The sequence below is a fragment of the Prosthecobacter fusiformis genome (assembly GCF_004364345.1).
GTDB lineage: Bacteria > Verrucomicrobiota > Verrucomicrobiia > Verrucomicrobiales > Verrucomicrobiaceae > Prosthecobacter > Prosthecobacter fusiformis.
Genome location: NZ_SOCA01000001.1, coordinates 1,254,149 through 1,277,384 on the forward strand (window position 1 = coordinate 1,254,149; position 23,236 = coordinate 1,277,384).

17 protein-coding genes are annotated in these 23,236 nt (G+C 58.7%); 12 read left to right on the forward strand and 5 right to left on the reverse strand.

Annotated elements, in window-relative coordinates:
• Nucleotides 1–96 precede the first annotated feature (96 nt).
• The 8 genes from EI77_RS04945 (at nucleotide 97) to EI77_RS04980 (ending at nucleotide 14,339) form a co-directional block, all read left to right on the forward strand.
• A complete protein-coding gene (locus EI77_RS04945) occupies nucleotides 97–7,794 on the forward strand; it encodes a type I polyketide synthase (protein WP_133793627.1) in 7,698 nt (2,565 codons plus the stop codon).
• A 16-nt stretch (nucleotides 7,795–7,810) separates the two neighbouring features.
• Nucleotides 7,811–9,160 carry a condensation domain-containing protein gene (locus EI77_RS04950; RefSeq protein WP_133793628.1) on the forward strand — a complete coding sequence of 450 codons (1,350 nt, stop codon included), beginning with the start codon at nucleotides 7,811–7,813 and terminating at the stop codon, nucleotides 9,158–9,160.
• A 5-nt stretch (nucleotides 9,161–9,165) separates the two neighbouring features.
• Complete coding sequence (locus tag EI77_RS04955; protein ID WP_133793629.1) at nucleotides 9,166–10,182, forward strand: fatty acid desaturase family protein; 1,017 nt, start codon at nucleotides 9,166–9,168, stop codon at nucleotides 10,180–10,182.
• Nucleotides 10,183–10,200: 18 nt separating this feature from the next.
• Nucleotides 10,201–10,944 carry an ABC transporter ATP-binding protein gene (locus EI77_RS04960; protein WP_133793630.1) on the forward strand — a complete coding sequence of 248 codons (744 nt, stop codon included), beginning with the start codon at nucleotides 10,201–10,203 and terminating at the stop codon, nucleotides 10,942–10,944.
• Nucleotides 10,941–12,056 carry an ABC transporter permease gene (locus tag EI77_RS04965; protein WP_133793631.1) on the forward strand — a complete coding sequence of 372 codons (1,116 nt, stop codon included), beginning with the start codon at nucleotides 10,941–10,943 and terminating at the stop codon, nucleotides 12,054–12,056. Before EI77_RS04960 ends, EI77_RS04965 begins: the two co-directional genes overlap by 4 nt.
• A gap of 53 nt (nucleotides 12,057–12,109) precedes the next feature.
• Nucleotides 12,110–12,904: an outer membrane lipoprotein-sorting protein gene (locus tag EI77_RS04970; protein WP_133793632.1), complete on the forward strand. Its 795-nt coding sequence runs from the start codon at nucleotides 12,110–12,112 to the stop codon at nucleotides 12,902–12,904.
• 65 nt (nucleotides 12,905–12,969) lie between these two features.
• Nucleotides 12,970–13,728 carry a Nif3-like dinuclear metal center hexameric protein gene (locus tag EI77_RS04975; RefSeq protein WP_133793633.1) on the forward strand — a complete coding sequence of 253 codons (759 nt, stop codon included), beginning with the start codon at nucleotides 12,970–12,972 and terminating at the stop codon, nucleotides 13,726–13,728.
• Between the two features lie 8 nt (nucleotides 13,729–13,736).
• The gene (locus EI77_RS04980) at nucleotides 13,737–14,339 is read left to right on the forward strand and encodes a DNA-3-methyladenine glycosylase (protein WP_133793634.1); all 603 of its coding nucleotides are present in this window, start codon (nucleotides 13,737–13,739) and stop codon (nucleotides 14,337–14,339) included.
• Here EI77_RS04980 and EI77_RS04985 read toward each other — a convergent pair.
• The 3 genes from EI77_RS04985 to EI77_RS04995 all read right to left on the reverse strand — a co-directional run bounded on the left by EI77_RS04985 (nucleotide 14,332) and on the right by EI77_RS04995 (nucleotide 17,867).
• The gene (locus EI77_RS04985; RefSeq protein ID WP_133793635.1) at nucleotides 14,332–14,550 is read right to left on the reverse strand and encodes a hypothetical protein; all 219 of its coding nucleotides are present in this window, start codon (nucleotides 14,548–14,550) and stop codon (nucleotides 14,332–14,334) included. The genes EI77_RS04980 and EI77_RS04985 overlap by 8 nt on opposite strands.
• Nucleotides 14,551–14,775: 225 nt before the next feature.
• Nucleotides 14,776–16,014: an SMP-30/gluconolactonase/LRE family protein gene (locus EI77_RS23730; RefSeq protein ID WP_133793636.1), complete on the reverse strand. Its 1,239-nt coding sequence runs from the start codon at nucleotides 16,012–16,014 to the stop codon at nucleotides 14,776–14,778.
• Nucleotides 16,011–17,867: a prenyltransferase/squalene oxidase repeat-containing protein gene (locus EI77_RS04995; protein ID WP_133793637.1), complete on the reverse strand. Its 1,857-nt coding sequence runs from the start codon at nucleotides 17,865–17,867 to the stop codon at nucleotides 16,011–16,013. The genes EI77_RS23730 and EI77_RS04995 overlap by 4 nt, the downstream gene beginning before the upstream one ends.
• Nucleotides 17,868–17,916: 49 nt before the next feature.
• Here EI77_RS04995 and EI77_RS05000 point away from each other — a divergent pair, with 49 nt between their 5' ends.
• The 4 genes from EI77_RS05000 to glmM all read left to right on the forward strand — a co-directional run bounded on the left by EI77_RS05000 (nucleotide 17,917) and on the right by glmM (nucleotide 21,676).
• Entirely contained in the window at nucleotides 17,917–19,194 is a 1,278-nt protein-coding gene (locus EI77_RS05000) for a PHP domain-containing protein (RefSeq protein WP_133793638.1), read from the forward strand.
• A 95-nt stretch (nucleotides 19,195–19,289) separates the two neighbouring features.
• On the forward strand, nucleotides 19,290–20,093 hold the full coding sequence (gene cdaA / locus EI77_RS05005; RefSeq protein WP_133793639.1) for a diadenylate cyclase CdaA: 804 nt from the start codon (nucleotides 19,290–19,292) through the stop codon (nucleotides 20,091–20,093).
• Complete coding sequence (locus tag EI77_RS23275; protein ID WP_166647045.1) at nucleotides 20,074–20,229, forward strand: hypothetical protein; 156 nt, start codon at nucleotides 20,074–20,076, stop codon at nucleotides 20,227–20,229. Before cdaA ends, EI77_RS23275 begins: the two co-directional genes overlap by 20 nt.
• 85 nt (nucleotides 20,230–20,314) lie before the next feature.
• A complete protein-coding gene (gene glmM / locus EI77_RS05010; RefSeq protein WP_133793640.1) occupies nucleotides 20,315–21,676 on the forward strand; it encodes a phosphoglucosamine mutase in 1,362 nt (453 codons plus the stop codon).
• A 5-nt stretch (nucleotides 21,677–21,681) separates the two neighbouring features.
• Here glmM and EI77_RS05015 read toward each other — a convergent pair whose 3' ends face one another.
• Nucleotides 21,682–22,272 carry a hypothetical protein gene (locus EI77_RS05015; protein ID WP_133793641.1) on the reverse strand — a complete coding sequence of 197 codons (591 nt, stop codon included), beginning with the start codon at nucleotides 22,270–22,272 and terminating at the stop codon, nucleotides 21,682–21,684.
• 64 nt (nucleotides 22,273–22,336) lie between these two features.
• Nucleotides 22,337–23,224, reverse strand: a complete 888-nt coding sequence (locus EI77_RS05020; RefSeq protein WP_133793642.1) for a GH25 family lysozyme — start codon at nucleotides 23,222–23,224, stop codon at nucleotides 22,337–22,339.
• Nucleotides 23,225–23,236 lie beyond the last annotated feature (12 nt).

Genomic DNA, 23,236 nt, shown 5'->3' on the forward strand with positions numbered 1-23,236 from the left:
TCTCAGGCACGCAAACACGGCACTTCGCACGATTCGGTAAGACTGGCGTTGTTGCTCTTCAAACTTTTCAAACATCCCCCCAACGCTAAGAACTGCATGCATAAAGAAGGAATTGCCATTATCGGTATTGGTTGCCGCTTCCCCGGCGGAATCAACGACGTCGAAGCTTTTTGGAAACTTTTGGCGGAGGGACGGGATGCAGTTTGCGAGATCCCACCAGATCGCTGGAACATTGAGCGTTACTATGACGCCGAACCAGGCCTCGCAGGTAAATCCATTGCAAAACGCGGCGGCTTCCTGGATTCCATTGATCAATATGATCCCCAGTTCTTCGGCATATCCCCGCGTGAAGCCCCGTATGTGGATCCACAACAGCGTCTGGTGCTGGAAACCGCCTGGGAGGCCATTGAAGACGCAGGCATCGTTCTGGATTTAGAAAACGGCACGGACATTGGCGTCTTCGTTGGCGTATCCCATACCGACTATCAGGTCATCCAGGGCACACCGTTTGATTCGGTGGGCATCGGCGCTCACTCTTCCACAGGCAGCGCCCACAGCATCGCAGCGAACCGCATTTCTTATTCGCTGAATTTGACCGGCCCCAGCATGTCCATGGATACAGCCTGCTCCTCCGCTCTGACGGCAGTTCATGCGGCGTGTGAACACATCTGGACCGGGCGCGGCACCACCGCGCTGGCAGGCGGCGTGACAGTCATGATCACCCCCGGCGGGTTCATCGGCTTTTCCCAGGCTTCCATGCTGTCTCCAGATGGGATGTGCAAAGCTTTCGATGCAGATGCCAACGGCTTTGTTCGTGCCGAGGGCGCGGGCATGGTCATGCTGAAAAAACTGTCCCAGGCCATCGCCGATGGTGACCCCATTCAGGGCGTGATCCTGGGTACCTCGACCAACCAGGATGGACACACCAATGGCATCTCCCTGCCGAGTCCCGAGGCCCAGGCCCGTCTGGTGAAGGATGCCTGCAAGGACGCTGGCATCAGCCCAAGTGAAATTGGCTATATTGAGGCTCACGGCACAGGAACAGCCGTCGGTGATCCCATCGAGGCGACAGCCCTTTCTGAGGCTCTCTGCGCTGATCGTGAGGAAGACGCACCACTCGCCATGGGTTCGGTCAAAACGAATCTTGGTCATATGGAAACCGCTGCAGGCGTGGCCGGTCTGGTGAAGGCACTGTTGGTGCTGAAGCACGGCCAGATTCCCCCTAGCCTTCACTTCAAAACCCCGAATCCTCACATTGATTTCCAGGCGCTGAAGCTGCGCATCCCGACCACGATGGAGGACTTTCCTGAAACCTACGCAGTGCGTATGGCCGGGGTAAATTCTTTTGGGTTCGGTGGTGCTAACTCGCACGTCATTGTCGCAGAAGCACCGGCCAAACCTCATGTTAAAATGCCAGCTTCCGCTTTTGAGCGGCCCTGGCCTCTGGTGATTTCCGCCCGCTCTGAAGAAGCACTGAAAGCGACTGCCTTCCGTCTCTCCACCTGGATAGAAGATCATGAGAAATCCAATGGCACTTCACCTGTGCTGCCTGATCTCGCCTATACCCTGGGTGCCCGCCGCAACCATCATCAGCACCGCCTTACCATGGTGGCCCGCACCTCGCATGAGGCCATCGCCACACTAAACGCTTTTGGTGTTGGCCAGGAAGTACCGAACGTCCGCAGCGGCTTCTCACCACGTCGGGAAAAAGCAGCTCGCGTTGGCTTCGTCATGAGTGGTCAGGGCCCACAGTGGTGGGGCATGGGCCGCGAGCTCATGAAAAATGAGCCTGTCTTCAGCAAGTCCATGGAAGCCTGTGCCGAAGCGCTGAAACCTTGGGCCAAATTCTCATTGCTGGAAGAACTCGCCCGCGATGAAAAAGATTCCAAGATGAGCATGACGGAGATTGCCCAACCGGCCATCTTTGCCATGCAGGTCTCCCTTTCTGAACTTTGGAAATCCTGGGGCGTTCAGCCTGCAGCGATTGTCGGTCATAGTGTGGGTGAAATCGCCGCCGCCTGCGTGGCCGGTGTACTCAGCTTGGAAGAAGGAGCCAAAGTCATCGCTCTGCGCGCCCGTTTCATGAACGGCTGCGCCCGTGGTGCCGGCACCATGCTGGCTGTGGGCCTGGATGAAGATGCGGCCCTCGCTGCCATCGCCAAGCACGACCGCGTGGTCAGCATCGCTGCCTTCAATGGACCGCGTTCTCTCACTCTCTCCGGTCCTAAAACTTCCCTGGAAGCCATTCAGTCGCAGCTCGAAGCCGAAGGTGTCTTTGCCCGCTTTGTGCGCGTGGACCATCCTTTCCACCATGCCTACATGCAGCCTGCGGCCGATGAGCTTGTCGCCGCTCTGGCAGACCTCAAACCTCGCGATGAAACGGTACCGTTTTTCAGCACCGTCACTGGGGCAAAGATCACGGGCAGCGAATGCGATGCCGGTCACTGGGGACGCGGTATCCGTCAGGCCGTCATGTTTGCACCTGCCGTCAATGCACTGGCGGATTTCGGTGTGGACGTCTGGCTTGAAATCACCGCCCACCCTGCCCTTTCCCTCTCCATTCAGGAATGCCTGGGAGCACGCGGAATGAAAGCCCCCGTCGTTGCCTCCGCACGCCGGGACCGTGAACATGAAGCCATGCTTGAGGCTGCGTTGGAACTTCACCGTGCCTGTGTGGACCTGGACTTCAAGGGCATGACCCCGTCCCGTCACCAGCTCTCCTTGCCGACTTATGCCTGGGACAAGGCACGCTGGTGGAATGAATCTCCAGACTGGCGTGAAGGCCGTCTGGGTTCCGGTGGCAAAGGCTTGCTGGATGTGCGCCTCCCACGCGCCACACCCACATGGATTGCGCGTCTGGACAACCGCCACATGGCCTTCCTGAAGGATCACAAGGTAGAAAGCCACGTCATCTTTCCAGCCGCAGGTTTTGTGGAACTCATTCTCGAAGCCGGAACTCAATATTTCGAAGGCCGTCCATTTGCTGTCGAAGACTTTGAGATCCGCAAACCGCTCATCCTCACAGAGAATCCATCCGGCGTCGTGCTGGAAGTGACCTATGACCCGAACGAGCGTACCTTCACCATCCAGAGCAAATTTGACCAAGGGGCCGCATGGTCTGTGCATGTGGTCGGCTCCATGCGGGGTGAACGCACCGAATCCAATTTCAATACCTCCACCTGGGAGGGTTCCACGGCGGGCCTCACATCTCTGGATGTGACGGATTTCTACCAGCACATGAGTGACCTGGGCCTCCGCTATGGGGATGAATTCCGCGCCGTGCGTGAACTCTGGGCTGCTGGAGGCAAGGCTGCTGGTAAGGTGGCATTGTCAGAGAACATCTCCCACCGTGCAGGTGAATACTGCCTGCATCCCGTACTGCTGGATGGCGCTCTGCACACCTTCTCTGCCGGTTCAAAAACTGTGGAAGATCGCAAGGCCAAGATGAAGCTGCCTGTGCGCTTTGGCCGCATCCTTTACCTGCGCTCACCTGGCGCGGTGACGCATGTGCAAGCCAAAGTGGTCCAGTTTAACGACGAGTTTATTGAGGGTAATATCGGCCTCTACGATGCCTCAGGGAAACCCTGCGTCTTGGTGGATGGTTTCCGCGCCGTCAGCATGGCCGCCGCCCGCCGCGCCGGCACCTCCGGTACCCGTGACCTCCTTTATCACGTGGACTGGGAGCGCACGGAGACCGCAGCAGTCCCCTCTCCTCTGGCCCCCATACCTTTGGCAGAACTGAAACAGGCCGCACAAAAGACGCTGGAAGAAGTTATCTCCGTCCGTGGCAAAACCAAACTGGAAGCTACCATGGCCGCCGAGGATGATCTCGCCGCTGCCCAGATCGCCAGAGGCCTTAGCCAGATGGCATCAGGCCTCACGGCCAAGGACGTCTGGACTGTCGAGACTCTGAAAGTCGCCGAGCCGATGCGCCGGGTGTACAAACATTTGGTTAACGACCTGGCCAAACGCGGCCTGTTGGAAGCCAAAGGCGATGGCCACTTGCCCACTGCCAAATTTGCCACAGCTGCAGATTCTGCCACGGCTGAGCTAAACAAGTTCATTGCCCTCAATCCTGGCCACTTGCCGGAAGGCATGCTCTGCTCCATCACCTGTGCCGAATTAGGGCCTATCCTGCGTGGCGAAAAAGATGCCGTGCAAGTGCTCTTTGGCGGCTCCAACAGCGACCTCCTGGATCAGTTTTATGGTGACGGTTTGCTCTCCAGTCACTGGATGGCCGCTATCACCAGCGCTGTGAATGAAGCCTCAAGGAAGCTTCCTGAAGGTCGTGGCCTGCGCATCCTCGAAGTAGGTGCTGGCACCGCCGGTCTCAGCGCCTACCTGCTGCCGCTGCTGCCACGCGGCTTGCATTCCTATACCTTCACCGATGTTTCCGCCGGGTTCTTCCCGCAGGCAGCTCAGAAACTGGCTGCATTTTCAGAAGTCGAATTCAAAGTCTTCAACCTCGAACAGTCGGGCCTCACCCAAGGCTTCGAAGCTGACAGCTATGACCTCGTCATCGGCACCAACGTCATCCACGCCGTGGCGGATGTCCGCGCGACTCTGGGTTACATTCACGAGCTCCTCAAACCCGGCGGTAGTCTGGTGTTCATGGACGTTGCCACCCCTCAGCTTTGGACGGAAAGCGTCTTCGGCCTAACCAGCGGCTGGTGGCATCTCACCGACCGTGAGCTGCGCCCTGACCAGCCCCTCATGCAGCGCCCCCAGTGGGAAGCCGCCATGAAGGAAGCCGGCTTCGCTGAAACGACCTCCATCCCCGGCCTGACAGGCCCGCGTGGTGGCGAAGGCCAGATCGGCCTTTTCGGTCGCAAAGCCTGGAAGGATTCCGTTACAACTCCAGCCTCCGAGCCAACGATTGCACCAGCGACAGAACAGTCCTGGCTGGTTTTCGCCGACAAAGGAGGCCTCGGAGATCAACTCGCTGCCCGACTCCAATCGGCCGGAATACGGGTGCGCATTGCCCGCCGCGGTTCTGAGTATACGGCTAAAGGAAACGAATACACCGTGCGTGCCGATACACCGGCAGACTGGATGACCCTGGTCACCTCCTATGCTGACGATGCACCTCCAGAACGCATGACCTACCTCTGGTCTCTGGATGAACCCGCAGGCCGGGGCGAGGGCGACTCCGCCCTCATGGGCATCGACGCCCTGCTTCACCTGACCCAGGCCATCGAGAACACCACTCCTGCCGCCAAGCTGCGCATGGACCTCATCACCCGCGGTGCCCAGCCTGCTGGCCAGCACATGGGCCTCACCAATGTCGCCCAGGCACCTTCCATCGGTGTCTTCCGTGTCATTCTCAGCGAGCATCCGAACTTCGCCTGCCGTGGTCTGGATCTCCCACCGGAGGTGGCAGACACTGACTCCGCCCTGCTCTGGCGTGAGCTGCTTCAGGAGCACGGTGAACGCGAAATCGCCATCCGTGGCGAAGCCCGTTACGTGCAGCGCATCAAGCGCGGCCTGCCGGTGCAGGAAACCACCCTTGATCGCAAGATCCCCCTCCGCCTGGAATCCCGCGAGCGTGGCATGCTGGACACCCTGAAATTGACCGCCTTCTCCATGCCCGTTTGTGGTGATGGTGAAGTCCTCATCGAAGTCAAAGCCGCCGGCATGAACTTCCGTGACGTGCTCAAGGCCCTAGCCCTTTATCCGGCTGAAACTCCAGACGCCCGCATCTTCGGTGACGAAGTAGGTGGCATCGTGGTGGCCGCAGGCAAAAACGTCAAACACGTCGCCGTCGGTGATCGTGTCTTCGGTCTGGCCGTCTATGGTTTGTCCACCCACACACTGGCCCGTGGTGGTGATGTGGTGAAGATTCCAGAAGGGCTGTCCTTTGAAGATGCCGCCACCATCCCAGTCGTCTTCATGACCTCCTGGCACGCGCTGAATAACGTGGCCCGCATGCGCAAAGGAGAAAAAATCCTCATCCATGCCGGTGCTGGCGGTGTCGGCATGTCCGCCATTCAGATCGCTCTGCATCTCGGTTGCGAAGTCATCGCCACCGCAGGCAGCGCCTCCAAACGCGCCCTCCTGGAAACCCTCGGCGTGAAACACGTCGTCGATTCCCGCCGTGCCGACTTCGCCGATGCGGTCATGGAACTGACCAACCGCAAAGGGGTGGATGTGGTGCTCAACGCCCTGGCCGGAGAAGCCATCCCCATGGGCCTCTCCTGCCTGTCCGAGTTTGGCCGTTTCATCGAAATCGGCAAACGCGACATCTATCAAAACTCCCGCATTCCCCTGTGGCACTTGCGGAAGAACTCCTCCTTCCACGTCGTGGCCATGGATGCCGTCTTCGGCGGCGATGAAGAACTGACACGCAATTTGTTAGGCGAAGTTGTGGAACTGGTTGAAAAGGGTGCCCTGCGCCCCCTGCCCTTCCGCGCCTATCCCGCCTGCCGTGTGGATGCCGCTTTCCGCCTCATGGCCGCTGGTAAGCACATCGGCAAGGTGGTCGTCACTTTTGCAGACGCCTTTGTGAACCGTCGTGGTGAGGCCCCAGTTCCTGGGTTCGATGTAAAAGCAGACGGCACCTACCTCATCACCGGCGGCTTTGGCGGTTTCGGCCGCGTTCTGTCTGAGTGGCTCGTGGATTGTGGCGCACGCAATCTCGTGCTGGCCAGTCGCAGCGGTCCCTCCACCCCTGAGGCCAAGGACTTCCTGGATTCCCTGGCAGCCCGTGGCGTCAATGCCCAGGTCGTCAAAGCCGATGCAGGCGAGCCTGCGGACGTGACCCGGATGCTTCAGGAAATCGAAAAAGCCGGAGTGCCCCTCAAAGGCATCTTCCATCTGGCCATGGTCATTGATGATGCACCAATGGGCGTGCTGAACCGTGAGCGCATGCGCACCGTTCTTGCTCCAAAAGCCCTCGGTGCCTGGATGTTGCATGAAGGCACCCTGGATCAAAATCTGGACTGCTTTGTCATGTTCTCCTCCATCTCCAGCGTCTTCGGCAATCCGGCCCAGAGCAACTACTCTGGCGCCAATGCCTTCCTGGATTCCCTTGCGCACCATCGCCGTGCGTTAGGCCTGCCAGCCCTCACCATTAACTGGGGCGTGCTGGGGGGTGAAGGTTACGTCGCACGCAATGAACGTGTGGCCGAATTCCTCGCCCGCCAGGGCACCTCCGCCATCACTCCCGGCGAGGTCATCTCCCTGCTCGAGACCTTCCTCACCGCTGGCTCCGCCCAGGTGGCCGCCATCCGTGTGGACTGGGCCAAGTGGCGCCAATCCTTCCGTGGCCTTCAAGAAAATCCCCTCCTGGAACACATCTTCTCCTCTGGAGTCGAAAGCGCCGAAGCGGGTGGTATGACCGGTGACTGGCGCGCAAAAATCGATGCCGCTCCGGCCGATGAACGCGCACCCATCATCGCCCAGGCTCTTCGCGAAGTGGTCGGCTCAGTTCTTCGTGTCAAAGCGGACAGCCTCCGCGATGACCAGCCGCTGACAGATCTCGGACTCGATTCCCTCATGGGCGTCGAGATTGAAAACCTCATCGAAAGCACCATCGGCGTAGCCCTGCCACCCACCAGCCTCATGCGTGCTCGCACCATCGGCCAGCTCGCCGCCCTCATCGGCGAGCATCTCGGTGGCGCTTCCTCAGGCACGGCCAAACCCGCCGCCGCTCCGGCAGTCGTCGAAGCGCCCACCTCCGTGGATGAAGTGGACCTGGACGCCATCTCCGATGACGACATCGCCAGCCTCCTGGACGATGTCGCTGAAGAAACCCCGGCCCCAGCTTCCAAGTCCGCGCCAAAAGCCGGAGCCTGAGCCAGGTCTTCATCCAATGTCCCAAGACCTCCGAGCCAACCTCAAACAGTGGCTGGAAAGCGGTGAAATCCGCCTCCAGCCACTGAGCCTCCCGCAGCGTGAACTGTGGGAAAACTCCCCCGTTCCACCGGGAGACATCGGCAACCACATCTGCGCCTTCATTGAGGTGAAAGGCAACATCACGGCGGAGGATTGCACCGCCGCTCTGCGCTTGGTCGTGGAGCGTCAGGAAGTCCTGCGCCTGTCCTTTCTTCCCGGGAAAGGACAGCCCTTCCAAATGATCCGCCGGACCGGCATACCCGCCATCAAGTATCGGGATCTGGAGCCGGATCAATGCACCCCGGCGGGTATCGAAGGCATCATGGACGAAATCTTTCGTCAGCCCTTCGACATGCTGCGGGGTCCGCTCTATCGCGTGGAAATGCTGCAAAAAGGCCCTGGCGATCTTGTCCTGGTCTTCGCCATCCATCACTCCATTGCCGATGGCTGGACTCTCGGCGTCTTCGTCCAGGACCTCGCTGGCGCTTATATTCAAAACAAGCTCAGTGGCGGGGGTCCTCTCCCCTCCGTGGAAATGTCTTATACCGCCTGGGCCGCAGCCGAGCGCGCCACTTGGCAGCCCGTCGAGTTGGAACTCCGAGCTGAATTTTGGCGCAAGCATCTGGCCGATACCATACGCCTTTGGGACCGCCCAACGGATGTGGCACAGCGAGCTGGAAAGCTTGCCTACTGGGCCTCCAGCATCCCTCCAGACCTTGTCCGGGAGATCCGTACCCTGTCCAAAAATTCCGGCACCACCCTTTTCAATACCCTCCTCACCGCCTTCCAGACCATGCTGGCTCAGTGGACAGGCCAGACAGACATCGTCGTCGGCAGCCCTGTAGCCAATCGTACTCGCCAGCCCGCCAAAGAAACCATGGGTTACTTCGCCGGGGTGGTCCCACTGCGCGGAAAGGTGGATACCACACAAAGCTTCTCCACCGCCGCCCGCGCCGTCCAGGATTCCAGCATGGACTGCTTCGCTCAGGCCATGCCTTTTGCCGAGCTCGTCAAGTCCCTCGGCATCTCGCAGGAGGAAGGTCACAACCCCATTTTCGACGTCCGTTTTGCCCTGCAAAATCACCCCGTTCCGGATGTCACCCTGCCTAGCCTCTCTTTCAAACTGCGCATGCGCTCCACCGGCACCGCACGTTTTGACCTCGCCTGCGAAATCACCGAGGATGGCGATGAATTCGAAGTCGTCTGGCTCTACCGCCCCGGACTTTTTACCCTCGCGGATGCCGAAGAACTGAACCGCAGGTACCAGACCCTTCTGGAAAACGTATCCCGTTCACCCCATAGTCCCCTCTCCGCCATACTGGCCTGAATGTGATGAATGCCACAACCACATCCTCCGACCCTCTTGACCTCAATGTGAAAGGTGATCTCGCAGAGCCGCATGAGCCTCATTGGATCAGTCGCTCCGCTTTTCAGATCCTCGCCTGTTGCCTTTATGCGGTGCAGGCATCGCTTTTTCTCGCTCTGTATTACAACATCACCTGGCTGGTCGTGCTCCTCCTCTTCCCAGCCTCCCACCTCATGCATGGCGTCCTCATCGGCTTTCATGAGGCATCTCACGGCCTGCTGCGCAAAAATCGCCGCTTCAATGAATTCGATGGTGTCTTCATCGGCATCCTCAGCCTCACCAGTTTCAGCCTTTATCGCGCCGCCCATCAAACCCATCACATGCATCTCGCCACGGAGCGTGATGAAGAACTCTGGCCGTTTGTGGACCCCAAATCTCCCCGTTGGTTCCGCCGTTTGGCAGCTTTCCTAGAGCTCACCTTCGGCCTTTGGTTCACCCCTTATCTTTTCCTCCGCACCTTTTTCCGGAAGAACTCCCCCATCCGCAACAAGCGCGTTCGCAAACGCATCTGGCAAGAGCTCATCGGCATTGTTGCTTTTTGGACCGTCGTCCTAACCGCCGTCGCTTGGTTTGGCCTCTGGAAATATTACTTCTGCATGTACCTCATTCCCGCCATGTTCGCGGCCAATATGCAGAGCTGGCGCAAATACGTGGAGCATGTCGGCCTCAGCGGCACGTCTGCCACCGGTGCCACTCGCAGCATAGTCGATGAAGGCCTCACCGGTAAAATCCTGGCTTACTCCCTCCTTCACGAGCCCTTTCATGGTCTTCATCACCGCCACCTCGGCATACACCACTGGCAGTTGCCCCACCGCGCCTCCGAGCTCACCCCCACCACACCCGAGGAGACTGCCCCTTATCCCAGTTACCGCCTGGCCGTCATGGACCTCATTCGTGATCTTGCTGACCCAAAAGTAGGGCCGCATTGGCGCACGGAAACGAATGCTTCGGCGTCCCCTGCTTCCGTGGCCCTTCCGGGCTGAATTGGCCCCTTTTCCCTCATGAATCCCACCTCAGCGCCAGCAGGTATCCCCAGCCCCGTTTATGAGGCGATCCATTTGAAAAAGGAATACGATGCTGGTCAGGTCCAGGCCCTACGCGGCATCAGTTTCAAAGTGAATGCGGGGGAATTCGTCGCCATCACCGGTCCCAGCGGTTGTGGAAAAAGCACCCTGCTTCAGATGCTCGGCGCATTGGACCGTCCCGCCTCCGGCACTCTCAATTATCGTGGCCAGTCCTTGCCGGATGTCGCGGACCCCTCCGCTTACCGCGCCCATGAGATCGGCTTCATCTTTCAGGCCTTTCATCTCCTCCCCACCTGCACCGCTGTGGAGAATGTACAGATCCCCATGTTTGAGGGCAAGCTGGGCATGAAACAGCGTCGGGAGCGCGCCGTGGATTTGCTAAAACAAGTCGGTCTTGGCCATCGGTTAGACCATTATCCAGGCAAGCTCTCCGGCGGTGAAAGGCAGCGCGTCGCCATCGCCCGCAGCCTGGCCAATTCTCCCACCGTTCTTCTCGCTGATGAGCCCACAGGCAATCTGGACAGCACCAATGCCACGCACGTATTAGACCTCCTGGTGCGGCTGCATGAAGAGCAAAAGATGACCCTCATCATGGTCACCCATGACATGGACATCGCCCGCATGGCCGGGCGCACCATTTTGATGAAGGACGGCCTTCTGGTCTCAGACAGTCTTAACCAGCCCGTTTCATCCCTTAACTCCCCGGCCGCTACAGCATGACTTTTTTTTCCATTGTTGTACGCGGCCTCCTGCGCCGTCCTGTGCGCACCGCCCTCACCCTGGTGGGCATCTCTCTCGGCATCGCCGCCGTCGTCGCCCTGGTCGGTCTTTCGGAAGGTTTTGAAAAAAGCTGGCAGACAGGACTCAAGGTGCGCGGGACGGACATCGTCGTCAGCAACATGGGCGGGGCCATGGTGCCAAAACCCTTCAGTCCCACCGTCCGGGACCGGGTAGCCAAAATCCCTCAAGTGGCGGAAACCTGCATGCTCATGGTGGAGCTCATGAGCGTGGAGGAGGCTGAAATGATCATGGTCTCCGCGCGCGAATGGGGCGGTTTCACTTGGGATAATCTGCAAATCATTTCCGGCCGCCTTCCCAAAGACGCCAACGAGCAAGCGGTCGTATTGGGTCAGACCGCAGCCCAGGTCCTCAAGAAAAAAGTCGGCGATTCCCTCCTCATTGAGGCTGCCGAACTCAACGTCGTAGGCATCGTCAATGGCGGAGCTTTGGTGGAAGACGGTTCCATCATTCTCGCCCTGCCCGTCCTTCAGACCATCATGTCCAGTGAGGACAAAATCAACGTTGTGGATGTCCGCGCCGTGCCCGGCCTCACCGAGCAGGAACTAGATGCCCTGAGTGAGCGTATCACCACAGCCATCCCTGAAATACGGGCCGTCTCCGTCGCCCATCATTTTAATAACAGCCAGGGTTTCAAAATGATTCGCGCCATGAGCTGGGGCACCTCCCTCCTCGCCGTATTGGTGGGTGTGCTCGGTGTCATGAACACCATGCTCATGACCGTCTTCGAGAGAAAGCAGGAGATATGTGTCCTGTTGGCCATCGGCTGGAAGCGGGGACGCATCGTCCGCATGGTGCTACTGGAGTCCGCTATCCTAGGCCTGGCTGGCGGCATTTGTGGCATCTTGTTAGGCATTGCCGGGGTGAAGATCATGCAGGCCACTCCGGCCATCCGTGGTCTGCTGGAGGCGGATCTCGGAGCTCCACTGCTCCTCACTGCCTTGCTCATTTCCGTGATTGTCGGCGTGCTCAGCGGTCTGTATCCGGCCTGGCGCAGCTCCCGCTTGAATCCAGCAGCCGCGCTCAACGGCTGACCCGTTTTTGTTTCTTTGCGTGCAAACAGCCGCCGCCATACGAATCCTTGGTCATGAAACGTCATCCCGCCTTTTTCACGCTGCTGTCGGTCCTCGGCCTGGTTATCCTAACTAATTTTACTTCATCGCTTCATGCAGCCGATGAGCCAGCCACTGCCGCTGATCTCGCCTCCCGCATGAACGCCATCCGCTCGGATGGCACCTCCTTTGCACGCCTCCGCATGGAGATCAATGGCGGCGGTGCCATCCAGATCCAGACCAAGGAACGTCACACCCAAAGTGGCTCGGATGCCGTTTACCAGATCCTCTTTCCCAAAGAGCGCAAAGGTGAGTCCGTGCTGCTGCGCAAGTCCGCTTCTGGCGCTACTTCCGGCTCTCTTTTTGTCCCACCGGAAACCCTCACCCAGCTCAGTGCCGCCCAGATGAAGAACGGCCTCTTCGGCAGCGATCTGGCTTACGAAGACGTCATCGAAAACTTCTTCGCCTGGAGCACTCAGTCCCTGGTCGGCACTGCGGAAATTGACCGCACCGCCTGTCAGATCCTCGAATCCAAACCAGGAAATTCCGACCGCTCCAGCTATGCCTCCGTGCGCACATGGATCGACCCTCGTCGTATGGTGCCCCTCCGTGTGGAAAAGTACAATGCTTCCGGCACCCTCCTCCTCCGCATTGAAACGAAGGATGTCGCAAAGGATGATCGAGGCCACTACCTCCCCGCCAGCCTCACCATCACCCGTGCTGGCAGTGGGGGAACAATGATTCAGGGCTCCCGCATCCGCCATGGCGTCCCCCTGACCGATGCCGACTTCTCTCCAGCAGGAATCCAGACACTGACCACGCCCAAGTAATCGCCTGGATCTTGGTGTAGAAGAATCTGGTGAAACGGTCTCTATCGGCCTATTCTTTTCATCCCATGAATCTCACCGACCTCAGCCATTACCTTGATACCACCCTGCGTATCCGCGAGCTTCCGGATTACAGCAACGCCGTGAATGGTTTGCAGCTTGCCAATCGCAAAGGTGAGATCACCCGCATCGCTGCTGCTGTGGATGCCACCTTGCCCGTCGTTAAAAAGGCCATCGCCACCGGAGCGGACATGCTCATTGTGCATCACGGCATGTTCTGGAGCGGCCTTCAGCCCTGGACGGGTGCCACATTTGAGCGCATGCGTCTGGCCATTGAAAACGACCTCGCTATCTACAGCGTGCATCTGCCCTTGGATGTCCATCCGCAGTTGGGAAACAACGCCCAGATTGCCAAAGCCATGCAGCTTGTTCCAGGCGGTAACTTCTTGGATTACAAAGGCATGCCCGTAGGAGTCACGTGCGAGCTCGTCATGCCTTTGGATGAAGTCGTCTCCCGCTTCACAGAGGCTCTCGGCGGCAGTCGTGTCCACCTCTGCGCGGGCGGCCCTCAGTCCACACGGAAGATTGGCATCTGCTCCGGCGGCTCCGGCTCGGAGGTCGCCGCCGCCGCGAAAGCTGGTGTGGATACCTTCATCACTGGTGAAGGCCCACACTGGAGCTACACCCTCGCCGAAGAACTCGGCATCAATGTTCTTTACGGCGGTCACTACGCCACCGAGACCTTCGGCGTCAAAGCCCTCGCCCAGCACCTTCAGGCACAGTTCAGCCTGCCCTGGGAATTTGTGGACCATCCCACTGGACTCTGATCTGGACCATGGCCTTTCTCACCCCTGCCTTTTTTCAGCGCGATGTTCTCACCGTCGCCCAGGATCTCATTGGTGTTGAACTCGTCTGGTTAGGCTGTTCAGGCATCATTGTTGAGACGGAGGCTTATGCCGTGGATGGAGATCCCGCCTGCCACACCGCCTCACGCCCCAGCGCCCGCGCTTTTGTCCAAAATCACCCGCCAGGTACTGCCTATGTCTATTTTAATTACGGCATGTACTGGCTCTTTAACCTCTTGGTAAAAGGCGGTTCCCACGATGGTCTCATCCTCATTCGTGCCCTTGATCCCCGCCTTGGCATTGCCGAAATGCGCCAGCGTCGGCAAAAGGAAAAACTGACGGATCTCTGCTCCGGCCCAGGTAAGCTCGCCCTGGCTTTGGGCATCGGCGGCATTCATCATGGCATTCCCATGACCGGTCGTTCCCGCCCCTCCGGCTGCGGTCTGCGCACCAGCCCTTCCCCGGTCGAAGTCGTCAGTGATATCCGCGTCGGCATCAGCCAGGCCGTCGATTTCCCTTGGCGCTACTTGGCCCGTGACAACCCGCATGTCAGCGTGAAGCACGGGCGCGTGAAGCTGCCATCCGTCAAATGACGCCACCGCCCAGGAACAACCGTAGCGCGGCGATGAATGCCACGGCCAGGTTAATGGTTAGGCCGATCTTGCGCTTGGGGAATGCCCCGAAGATGATGCCGATCAGAGCACCAAACAAGGTTACCCAAAGGGTCCAGCCCAACAGCGGGATGAGCCCAGGGACGAGCAGAACCGCACAGACGATGCCAATGAGAACAGAGATGAATTGCATAGCAAATCTATCCTCATCCTCCCTCCAAGAATCGCAAAGGTAATTCGAGGGCCGTTTTGTAAAGGGCACGGTCAAGCCCAAAGGGCTTGCGAAGTTAAGCCCAGGGTTCGCAGAACCCTGGGTCACGTACCCGATACCCCGTCCTCAGCCAACCTCAACGAGGTTGCGTCCGACATCCCGCTCCGAAGCCCAAACACCCATTTTTAGCCTTCCTGCTTGTCCCCCTCAACAAAAATGCGCCCCACTCGTATTCACATACAGCGAATAGAGCGACTGGCTCGCCGTAATAAACAGGCGGTTACGCTTCCGTCCGCCGAAGCAAAGATTGCTGGCAGTTTCGGGCAGCTTGATGAAGCCGATGCGCTGCCCCTCTGGAGAAAACACATGCACGCCATCATAGCCATCGCCGATCCATCCAGCAGTGGCCCAGACATTGCCATCCACATCGCAGCGGATGCCGTCAGAACCGCCTTGGCCTTTGGTGCGTGAAGTTAAAAAGCCTTTCCGCTTAAAGGTCCACTCTTCAATCTTTTGCTCCAGGTCTCGAATCTCTGCAAACTTCTGTTGAAGCTCATCGGAAGGCATGCTCGTAGCGTTAAGAAGACGCCGAGACGTTGATCTAGCCTCATTTCGCCCTTGGGAGTAAAGCTCTTGATGAAGCAGCTCAGAGCGCTGGCATTCGGCCAACATACCTACGGATGCATCTTCATTCATCACGGCTAACTCTTTGCCCTCACTCAGCTTCACTCCATCGCTAACGTCGTACACACGGATGTTTTTCGCAGCCCCTGTATCCACAATATAAAGCTTCTTATAATCCGGGCTGAAGCATAACCCGTTAGGCTTAGCTTCTGCCTCGGTGACTTTTTCAATCTTGCCCCCAGGATCAATGCGATAGACCGCCTCCTTCAATTGCAGCTCACCCTTGTTGCCCTCGTAATCCCCCATGCTTCCGTAACCTGGATCAGTAAACCACACCCCGCCATCGGGATGAACCACGACATCGTTCGGCGCGTTGAGCGGCTTGCCTTCAAACTCAGAGGCCAGCACCGTCATTTTGCCATTCAGTTCATACCGCACCACACGGCGGTTAGCGTGCTCGCAGGAGATTTGCCGCCCCTGCCAGTCAAAGGTGTTGCCATTGCTGTTGCCAGAGTTGTTGCGCATCACGCTAACATGACCGTCTTCAGGCAGGTAGCGCATCTGGGCATTGTTAGGGATGTCACTCCACACCAGATAATCCCCACTGCCATTCCAGGCCGGTCCTTCCGCCCAGAGCATGCCCGTGTGCAATCGCCGGATCGGTGAATTGCCCTGGATATATTTTGAGAAGGCAGGCTCCAGGGCGATCACATCTGGATCGGGATAACGCTGTGGCACCTTCCCCGTCCAATCACGGGCAAAGGCGGACGTGGCGGCGCTGGCAGCAAGTGTGGCGAGAAATGTGCGGCGTGAGGTGGTCATGATAATGATGTCGTTGTACCCGCTTCATCAACGGACGACAAGACTGCTTTTGCACTGCGAAATGCCTGCAGGCTCCAGATCACCGGATAAAGCTTCTCGTGATACCACAGCCGCGCGAAGTACAGTCCAATAGGCGCGCTTGGAAAATGCGTCCCATTTTGTGTGGCCGCGATCAGCCATTCGATACCCCGGAGTGCGGACGCCCTCGTCCGCCCCCCTTGCAGCAGCAGCGCATGCACAGCCACCGCCGTCTCCTCAATGGAAGCCGGTGCATCCCCGTCCCCGCCCCAGCTCCCATCCATTTTCTGAGCCGCTTCCAAGTAAGCGCAACCACTGCGGATGAGCCTGTCCGCCTGCATCGCCAGTGCCTTATCCCCACTCAAATAAGCCACCACCTGCGCCGTCCCATACAGCGGATTTTCTTCATCTGAGGTATGCTCATTGCCGAACCACAGCGGTATCCACGATCCGTCCTTTCGCTGCGTTTTCCTCAAATAGCCCAGCGCCATTTCAGTGGCCTTCTTCAGCCGGTCTCGCATGGCTTCGGGCATCTCCTTTTCCCACAGCCCCCACGCCAGCAAAGCATGCGCCGTCAGCTCAGGACTGCTGCGATCAAACGGCAATGTCCCCCATCCCCGGCAAAAGGTCGGCATCCCTCCATCACGGTTTTGCAGATCCAGAAGCCACTGAAGTCCCGCTTCGGCCGCCACTCGCGAACCCGCCTCTTCTTGAATCTTCAGACCGATCAGCGCCCCTGCCGTATCATCCGCATCCGGCACCCCGCCTGGCAAATCCGTCCACGCCCAGCCACCCGGCGCGGCGTTGGTGAAAGGGTGCACCTCTTGATACTGCTGATTTTGCAACCACTGGCGCACAGGAACCTCCGCACTGCCGAGAGCCTTGCACGCCAGCGTCGTCCCCCAGGTGGCCAAGTTCGTGTCAATCGGCCAGCTCCCATCTGCCCTCATCGAGCGCTTCAAAAACTCGACCGCCCCCGGAATGCATGGATGCTCTTTATCTCCTGCCGCCGCCAACGCCATGGTCACAAAACTTGTTAGGGGGGTCGCTTCCAGATAGCCGCCACTGGAAGGTTGCAGCGCCTTCAACATCGGGCGGATGCGTTTCCACAAAGCCCCCCGCAACCATCCCAAAGGATTCCACCACGCAGGCGGTGCCTTTTTAAACCGGGCATACCCAATGGCAATCAGAGCAGGCAGCGCATAGCTCACCACCGGCATCCCCACTGCGCCAAACCACGCCCGTGGCAATGCTGCCAACTCAAACGGCAGCGGCAGCACCCTTTTCCACGCCCCCTCCCCCATCGTCCCGCCAATCGTACACAGCATCAAAATCGGCACCGAAAAAGTCTTGTCCTTCCCATACCGCCCAATCACCGTCTTCGCGATCTCATCCGCCTCCAACGACCCCACCTGCCCCCTAATCCAAGTAGCTGCGCCCGCCAGGGCGTGGGTCCCCGTAGCCGCGCCCGCCAAGGCTCCCGCGTAGCTGCGCCCGCCAGGGCGTGGGATTTGCATAGCCGCGTGTCCCGCTCTTTTCATCTCACCACATACACTCAATGCACTCCAGCACAGCAGCGTCGTCGAAAGGTTGCTCTTGCTGATCGTCGTATCCCCCCATCCCCCATCCGCATTCTGATTCTCGATAAGCCATCGCACACCTGCCTCGATCCATTCACGATATTCGGCCGCATCCACCTCATTCAAAGCCACGATGGCAGTCGCGGTCGAAAGCGCGCTGCTGGACAATTCCCCTTCCCAATGGCCAGCGGCATTGCGCAGGGACAGCAAATGGGTGCGGGTATTCGTGAGGGCCTGGTCCAGAGAATTTAACATGCGCGTCTGATTGTTCGTGCCCTTACACTCCGTTCAAGAAGAACCAACCATGAGATTCTCCTTCCTTCCGATTCTTTTCATTGCGGCAACAGCCATGGTTTCGGCTGATGAACCCCGATGGTTCAAAGGCAACACCCATACCCATTCCCTATGGAGCGATGGCAATGATTTCCCGGAAATGATTTCGGCCTGGTACAAGGAGAAGGGTTACGACTTCCTCTGCATGTCCGACCACAACACCCTGGCCGAAGGGGAAAAGTGGGTGCCTGAAGCCACCATCGAAAAGAAGAAGATCTCACTCGGCCGCAAGGTGGTGGACAAATGTACGGATCGTTTTGGCCCCGGCTGGGTCACCACCCGCACCGACGAAAAAGGCCAGGTGGAAGTGAAGCTCAAAACCCTGGAAGAATACCGCGTTAAACTTGAGGAACCCGGCAAGTTTCTGCTGGTGCAGGCGGAGGAAGTCAGCGCCGGTTTTGCCAAGTCGCCCATCCACATCAATGCCATCAACCTCACCGAGGCTATTCAGCCCGTGAAGGATCTCGTTTCCATCCGCGAGACCATGCGCACCAACCTTCAGGCCATTGCTGCCCAAGGCCTGAAAACCGGACGCCCCATCATGTCCCATCTCAATCACCCCAATTTCAAATGGGCCGTGAGTGCAGAAGACATCGCCCATGTCATCGAAGATAAATTCTTTGAAGTCTATAACGGCCATCCCTCCACCTATCCCGAAGGCGATCCTGCTCGTGCGGATACCTCCACGGACCGTATATGGGACATCGCCAATACCATCCGTCTTGTGGAACTGAAGGCTGCGCCTTTATATGCACTCGGCACGGATGACAGCCACCACTATCACGGCGGCACCGCCACCTCCGGTCGTGGCTGGGTCATGGTCAAGGCGGATAAACTGGATGCCAATGCCCTGGTGGAAGCCATGCAGCGCGGTGACTTTTATGCCTCCTGCGGGGTGGCCCTGGAAGACGTATCCTTTGACAAAACCACCCGCAAACTGACGGTGAAAATCAAGGGCGAACCCGGCGTGAAATATACGACCGAGTTCCGCGGCACCCCAAAAAACTATGACCGCGCCATCAAGGAAGTACCCGCCCCCGCCGATGACAACTACCCCGTCCGCCTGAAGTATAGCGAAGAGGTGGGCAAGCTGCTGGCCAGCAGCGAAAGCTTGGAATCCAGCTACCAGATGACCGGGGATGAACTCTACGTCCGTGCCATCATCACCTCCGACCAGATCATGACCAATCCTGCCACCCCGGGCCAGTTGCAGAAAGCCTGGACCCAGCCCGTTGGTTGGCAGCCATAACCTGTGGGTAAAGAAAAGTCGGCTCAAAAGCTCTTCCGAGGCAGGTAATCCTTGCGCTGGGGCTTTCGTTAGGCTTTGAACAAGAATAGCCGACCATGTGGGAATTCTTAAAACAGCACTGGCGCGATGGCGTGGAGATCCTCATCCTCGCCGTGCTGGTCTATCAGGCCTATCTGTTCTTCCGGGCCACCCGTGGAGCACGCATCCTCACCGGCCTGCTCATGCTCCTGCTTGGTCTGGCGCTGGTCTCCCAGTTGCTGGAGCTTGAGGTCATCACTTGGCTGCTTCAGCGCATCTCGGTCTTCCTTGCCATTGCTCTTGTAGTTCTCTTTCAGCCGGAACTGCGCCGCGTCCTGGCCGAGCTGGGCAGCCACCGCATCTTCTCCCTGAACCGGCCCGACCCTGAATCCCTGGACGTCCTCTTGGAAGCCATGCAGCAGCTTTCCGCCCGCCGCTGCGGTGCCCTCTTTGCCATTAAGCGTGGCATCGACCTACGCCTGCTTTCAGAAACCGGCGTCAGTGTGGATGCCAAACTCTCACCCGAGTTGATCACCACCATCTTCCATCCCAAGACCGCCTTGCACGATGGCGGGGCCATCATTGACCAAGGCCGCATCTCGGCAGCAGGCTGTGTCTTCCCCGTCAGTCAAAGGGAGGTGCGTGACCGGGCCATCGGCCTTCGTCACCGCGCTGCCATGGGAGTCACTGAGGAAACCGATGCCATTGCCCTCATCGTCAGCGAGGAAAGCGGAGCCCTGTCCCTGGCTTATCGAGGGAAGCTGGAGCATGATCTTGAACCCGACGAGTTGCGCACCCGCCTCAATGAACTGCTGACCTACGGAGCCGCCGCGCCTGAACCTATCCTGGAGGAGCCAACCCGTGAACTGGGCCCAATTTAAAAACTTCTTTATCCGCAACTGGCGCGAGAAGCTCGTCGCCCTGCTGCTCGCCTTCTTGTTCTGGTTCATGATCAAGAGCCAGATCGGTGGCGGATACCGCACCCCAGAGCCACTGCCTCCACTGAGGGCAGTCTAAACGACCGGAATTTGGCAGGCTCCAGGCAGGAAGGCTGATGCCCGGCTTTGACACTGGCCCGGTCCTGCGTTAAACCGCGCGCTCTATGTCTGAAAAGCGTCAATTCTTCGGCACCGACGGCGTCCGCGCGGTGGCCAACCGTCATCCCATGACCCCTGAGTTTGTCCTGCGCCTTGGGCAGGCGGCGGCTGGCGTGCTTGGACACCGGGCTGGAGGCGAGCGCCCGCGCTGCGTCATCGGCCGGGATACACGGGCTTCTGGAGAGATGCTGGAGGCCGCACTCATTGCCGGCCTGAACTCGGCAGGAGTGGATGTCGTCCTCGTCGGCATGGTCCCCACGCCTGCCGTTGCGATGCTTGCCGCCCAGACCGGAGCCGACTTCGGCGTGATCGTCAGTGCTTCCCACAATCCATTTGAGGATAACGGCATCAAGTTCGTCCACGGCAATGGCCGCAAACTCAATGACAAGACAGAGATCGCCATTGAGCAGATCGTCCTTGGCAATGCAGAAGAGGCCCCACGTCCCGAAGGCCGTGGCATTGGCCGCGTCAGCCGCATGACGGACAGTGTGGAACTTTACGTGGCCCATGCTATCGCCAGCATGGAGGGCACCCGGTTGGACGGTATGCGTGTGGCCTTGGACAATGCCCACGGCGCTGCCTCCTATACCAGCGCCATTGCCCTGGAACGCCTGGGGGCAGATGTCCAGATCTTCCATAGCGAGCCCGATGGCTTCAACATCAATGAAGAATGCGGCTGCACCCATAGCGAAGAGCTGGAGCGCCTCGTCCGCCAGTCCCAGGCCCAGGCTGGCATCGCGCATGATGGCGACGCGGACCGCATCGCCCTTTGCGATGAAGAAGCCATCGCCCTGGATGGTGATGAACTCATGGCCATTGCTGCCGAGTCCATGCTGCGGAAAGGCACCCTCAAGCAGAATACCCTGGCCGTGACCATCATGAGCAACTATGGCCTGGATGACCTCGTCTCCCGCCTCGGTGGCAGGGTGATCCGCACCAATGTGGGCGACCGTTATGTGCTGGAAGAGATGAATACCCGTGGCCTGAACCTGGGTGGTGAGCAGAGCGGACACATCATCTTTGGCGACTGGGCCACGACGGGCGACGGCCTTATCGCCGGGCTTCAAGTCCTGAAGATCATGAAGGAAACCGGCGAGCCGCTGAGCCAGTTGCGCAAGTGCCTCAAGAAGTTCCCTCAAAGCTCCCGCAATCTCCGCGTCCGCTCCAAGCCCCCGATCACGGAGCTTGTGGATGCCCAGAAGATCATCAAGGAAACAGAGAAGAAGCTGGGTGACTATGGCCGGGTCCTCCTCCGGTATTCCGGTACGGAGTCCCTGATCCGCCTTCTCATCGAAGGACGTGATGTGGAATACCTCGAAGCCCAGGCGGATAAAATCGCCTCCGCCATCCTGGCCCAGATTGGTTAAAGTGCCTACTGGATCGCTGCCGTGGTGGGCAGTAATTCAACAGGCTCGGAAACGGGAAATAGTGGATTGGAACTCATGAGGGACTGCATCAAGTCCTCGCGGGTGATCATTTTAAAAGGACCATTAACCTGGAGGCGGTTAGTGACCCAGAATGAGGTGGATTCGGAGGTGGCTTTGGCCACCTCCCCCCGATACATCATGATGGGGCTGCCTATCAGGCGGGCTTCCTGAGAGGTAATGATGGCCTCCTGGCAGAGACCGCTGGCTCTTTCAGGCAGGGTAGTATCCAGGAATACGTGGCCGGTCGCACGGACCTTTGATGGTTTGCCATTCTTGTCAGTCTTCAGCACTTCCACATTCTCTGCCGCCACCCGAAAGATAGACCCTACTTCCGCACACTGGGGACTGATGGCCTTCGCTTCCTCATAGTGCATCTCCAGCAAGGACCACTCCGTCGCGGTGACCGTTACTGGTATTGAAGGTGCATCGGCCTTTTCCGGCTCGGTGCTGCAACTCACCAGACCTGCCAGGACCAGAGATACAAGGATATGGGGTATACCCCGCACCTGGAGGAGACGATCAAGGGTATAACTCATGGGATGATCCATACACTGAGATTACACTTATACTTGGACAAAGTATCAGCAGAGGCTGGGACTCTTAACGAGCAAGAGGCAGGCCATGACGCTGCCAGAAGGTTTGCAAACCGGTGTAGGAACCATTGAAGACGTTGCGCTCCACCGGGCGGTCCAGATTACCGAAGTAAGGGCTGAAACGTGAGGCCTCATGGTTATAAACTTTGGGCCGGGAGCGGCCGCCTTCCCAATCGACACCGCCATACTGCCAGAGGGTCCAGTCGGACCAGACGCGGTATTGGTTCACCAGCCCCTTAGGGCTGCCGGGAGCGGGGAACTGCGGACCAGCACCGCTTTCATGGGAGTATAAGGCCAGCCAATATGGCATACGACGCAGCTTGGCCTTGGTGGCGTCATCGGCATTGCCGAGGAGGATCTTTAAATGGGCGCTGTTTTCCAGATACGCCACAGGGACCACTCCGGTGCGTGACTCGACCCGGTCCATGAACCGCAGGATGTCTGAGAGACGGGAATTCGCATCAAAGTCCCCACACAGCAGCAGGGATGGGGTATTCCATGAGCGGCTGCTGGCCAGGGCCTGGGCACGGGAGATGAACTGGTCCGCCTGGGCCACGGCATCCACGTGGTTTTGCAGCCGGTAATAGACGCCAACGAGCATTCCTGTGCGGTCAGCCGCCGCCAGGAAGCTGGCGCATTTGGTATCCAGGTTTCCGCCTTTGCCTGCCCGAGCGATGAGGCCGCTGGCTCCATTGGCGCGGAGGGCGGAGACGTCGTTTTCAGTATATCCACGACCTTCGCGCTGCCGCTCTTTAGGATCATAGGCAGATACGTTAATGATCTGCGGCAGGCCACGTGTGGCCGCAGGCGGCAGGCTGCCGGTGGACCCGCCAGGCTGAGGGGCAGTACAATGGACCAAAAGGGCAGCCAAAGGCAGAAGCGAAAGAAATTTCATGGTGGAAGAGGG

What these genes read in the sequence shown, in the direction of transcription:
- EI77_RS04980 (WP_133793634.1), top strand. Translation starts at nt 13,737, where the DNA reads ATGGCCTTTCTCACCCCTGCCTTTTTTCAGCGCGATGTTCTCACCGTC.
- EI77_RS04945 (WP_133793627.1), top strand. Translation starts at nt 97, where the DNA reads ATGCATAAAGAAGGAATTGCCATTATCGGTATTGGTTGCCGCTTCCCC.
- cdaA (WP_133793639.1), top strand. Translation starts at nt 19,290, where the DNA reads ATGTGGGAATTCTTAAAACAGCACTGGCGCGATGGCGTGGAGATCCTC.
- EI77_RS04975 (WP_133793633.1), top strand. Translation starts at nt 12,970, where the DNA reads ATGAATCTCACCGACCTCAGCCATTACCTTGATACCACCCTGCGTATC.
- glmM (WP_133793640.1), top strand. Translation starts at nt 20,315, where the DNA reads ATGTCTGAAAAGCGTCAATTCTTCGGCACCGACGGCGTCCGCGCGGTG.
- EI77_RS05015 (WP_133793641.1), bottom strand. Translation starts at nt 22,272, where the DNA reads ATGAGTTATACCCTTGATCGTCTCCTCCAGGTGCGGGGTATACCCCAT.
- EI77_RS04955 (WP_133793629.1), top strand. Translation starts at nt 9,166, where the DNA reads ATGAATGCCACAACCACATCCTCCGACCCTCTTGACCTCAATGTGAAA.
- EI77_RS04950 (WP_133793628.1), top strand. Translation starts at nt 7,811, where the DNA reads ATGTCCCAAGACCTCCGAGCCAACCTCAAACAGTGGCTGGAAAGCGGT.
- EI77_RS04965 (WP_133793631.1), top strand. Translation starts at nt 10,941, where the DNA reads ATGACTTTTTTTTCCATTGTTGTACGCGGCCTCCTGCGCCGTCCTGTG.
- EI77_RS04995 (WP_133793637.1), bottom strand. Translation starts at nt 17,867, where the DNA reads ATGTTAAATTCTCTGGACCAGGCCCTCACGAATACCCGCACCCATTTG.
- EI77_RS05020 (WP_133793642.1), bottom strand. Translation starts at nt 23,224, where the DNA reads ATGAAATTTCTTTCGCTTCTGCCTTTGGCTGCCCTTTTGGTCCATTGT.
- EI77_RS05000 (WP_133793638.1), top strand. Translation starts at nt 17,917, where the DNA reads ATGAGATTCTCCTTCCTTCCGATTCTTTTCATTGCGGCAACAGCCATG.
- EI77_RS04985 (WP_133793635.1), bottom strand. Translation starts at nt 14,550, where the DNA reads ATGCAATTCATCTCTGTTCTCATTGGCATCGTCTGTGCGGTTCTGCTC.
- EI77_RS23730 (WP_133793636.1), bottom strand. Translation starts at nt 16,014, where the DNA reads ATGACCACCTCACGCCGCACATTTCTCGCCACACTTGCTGCCAGCGCC.
- EI77_RS04960 (WP_133793630.1), top strand. Translation starts at nt 10,201, where the DNA reads ATGAATCCCACCTCAGCGCCAGCAGGTATCCCCAGCCCCGTTTATGAG.
- EI77_RS04970 (WP_133793632.1), top strand. Translation starts at nt 12,110, where the DNA reads ATGAAACGTCATCCCGCCTTTTTCACGCTGCTGTCGGTCCTCGGCCTG.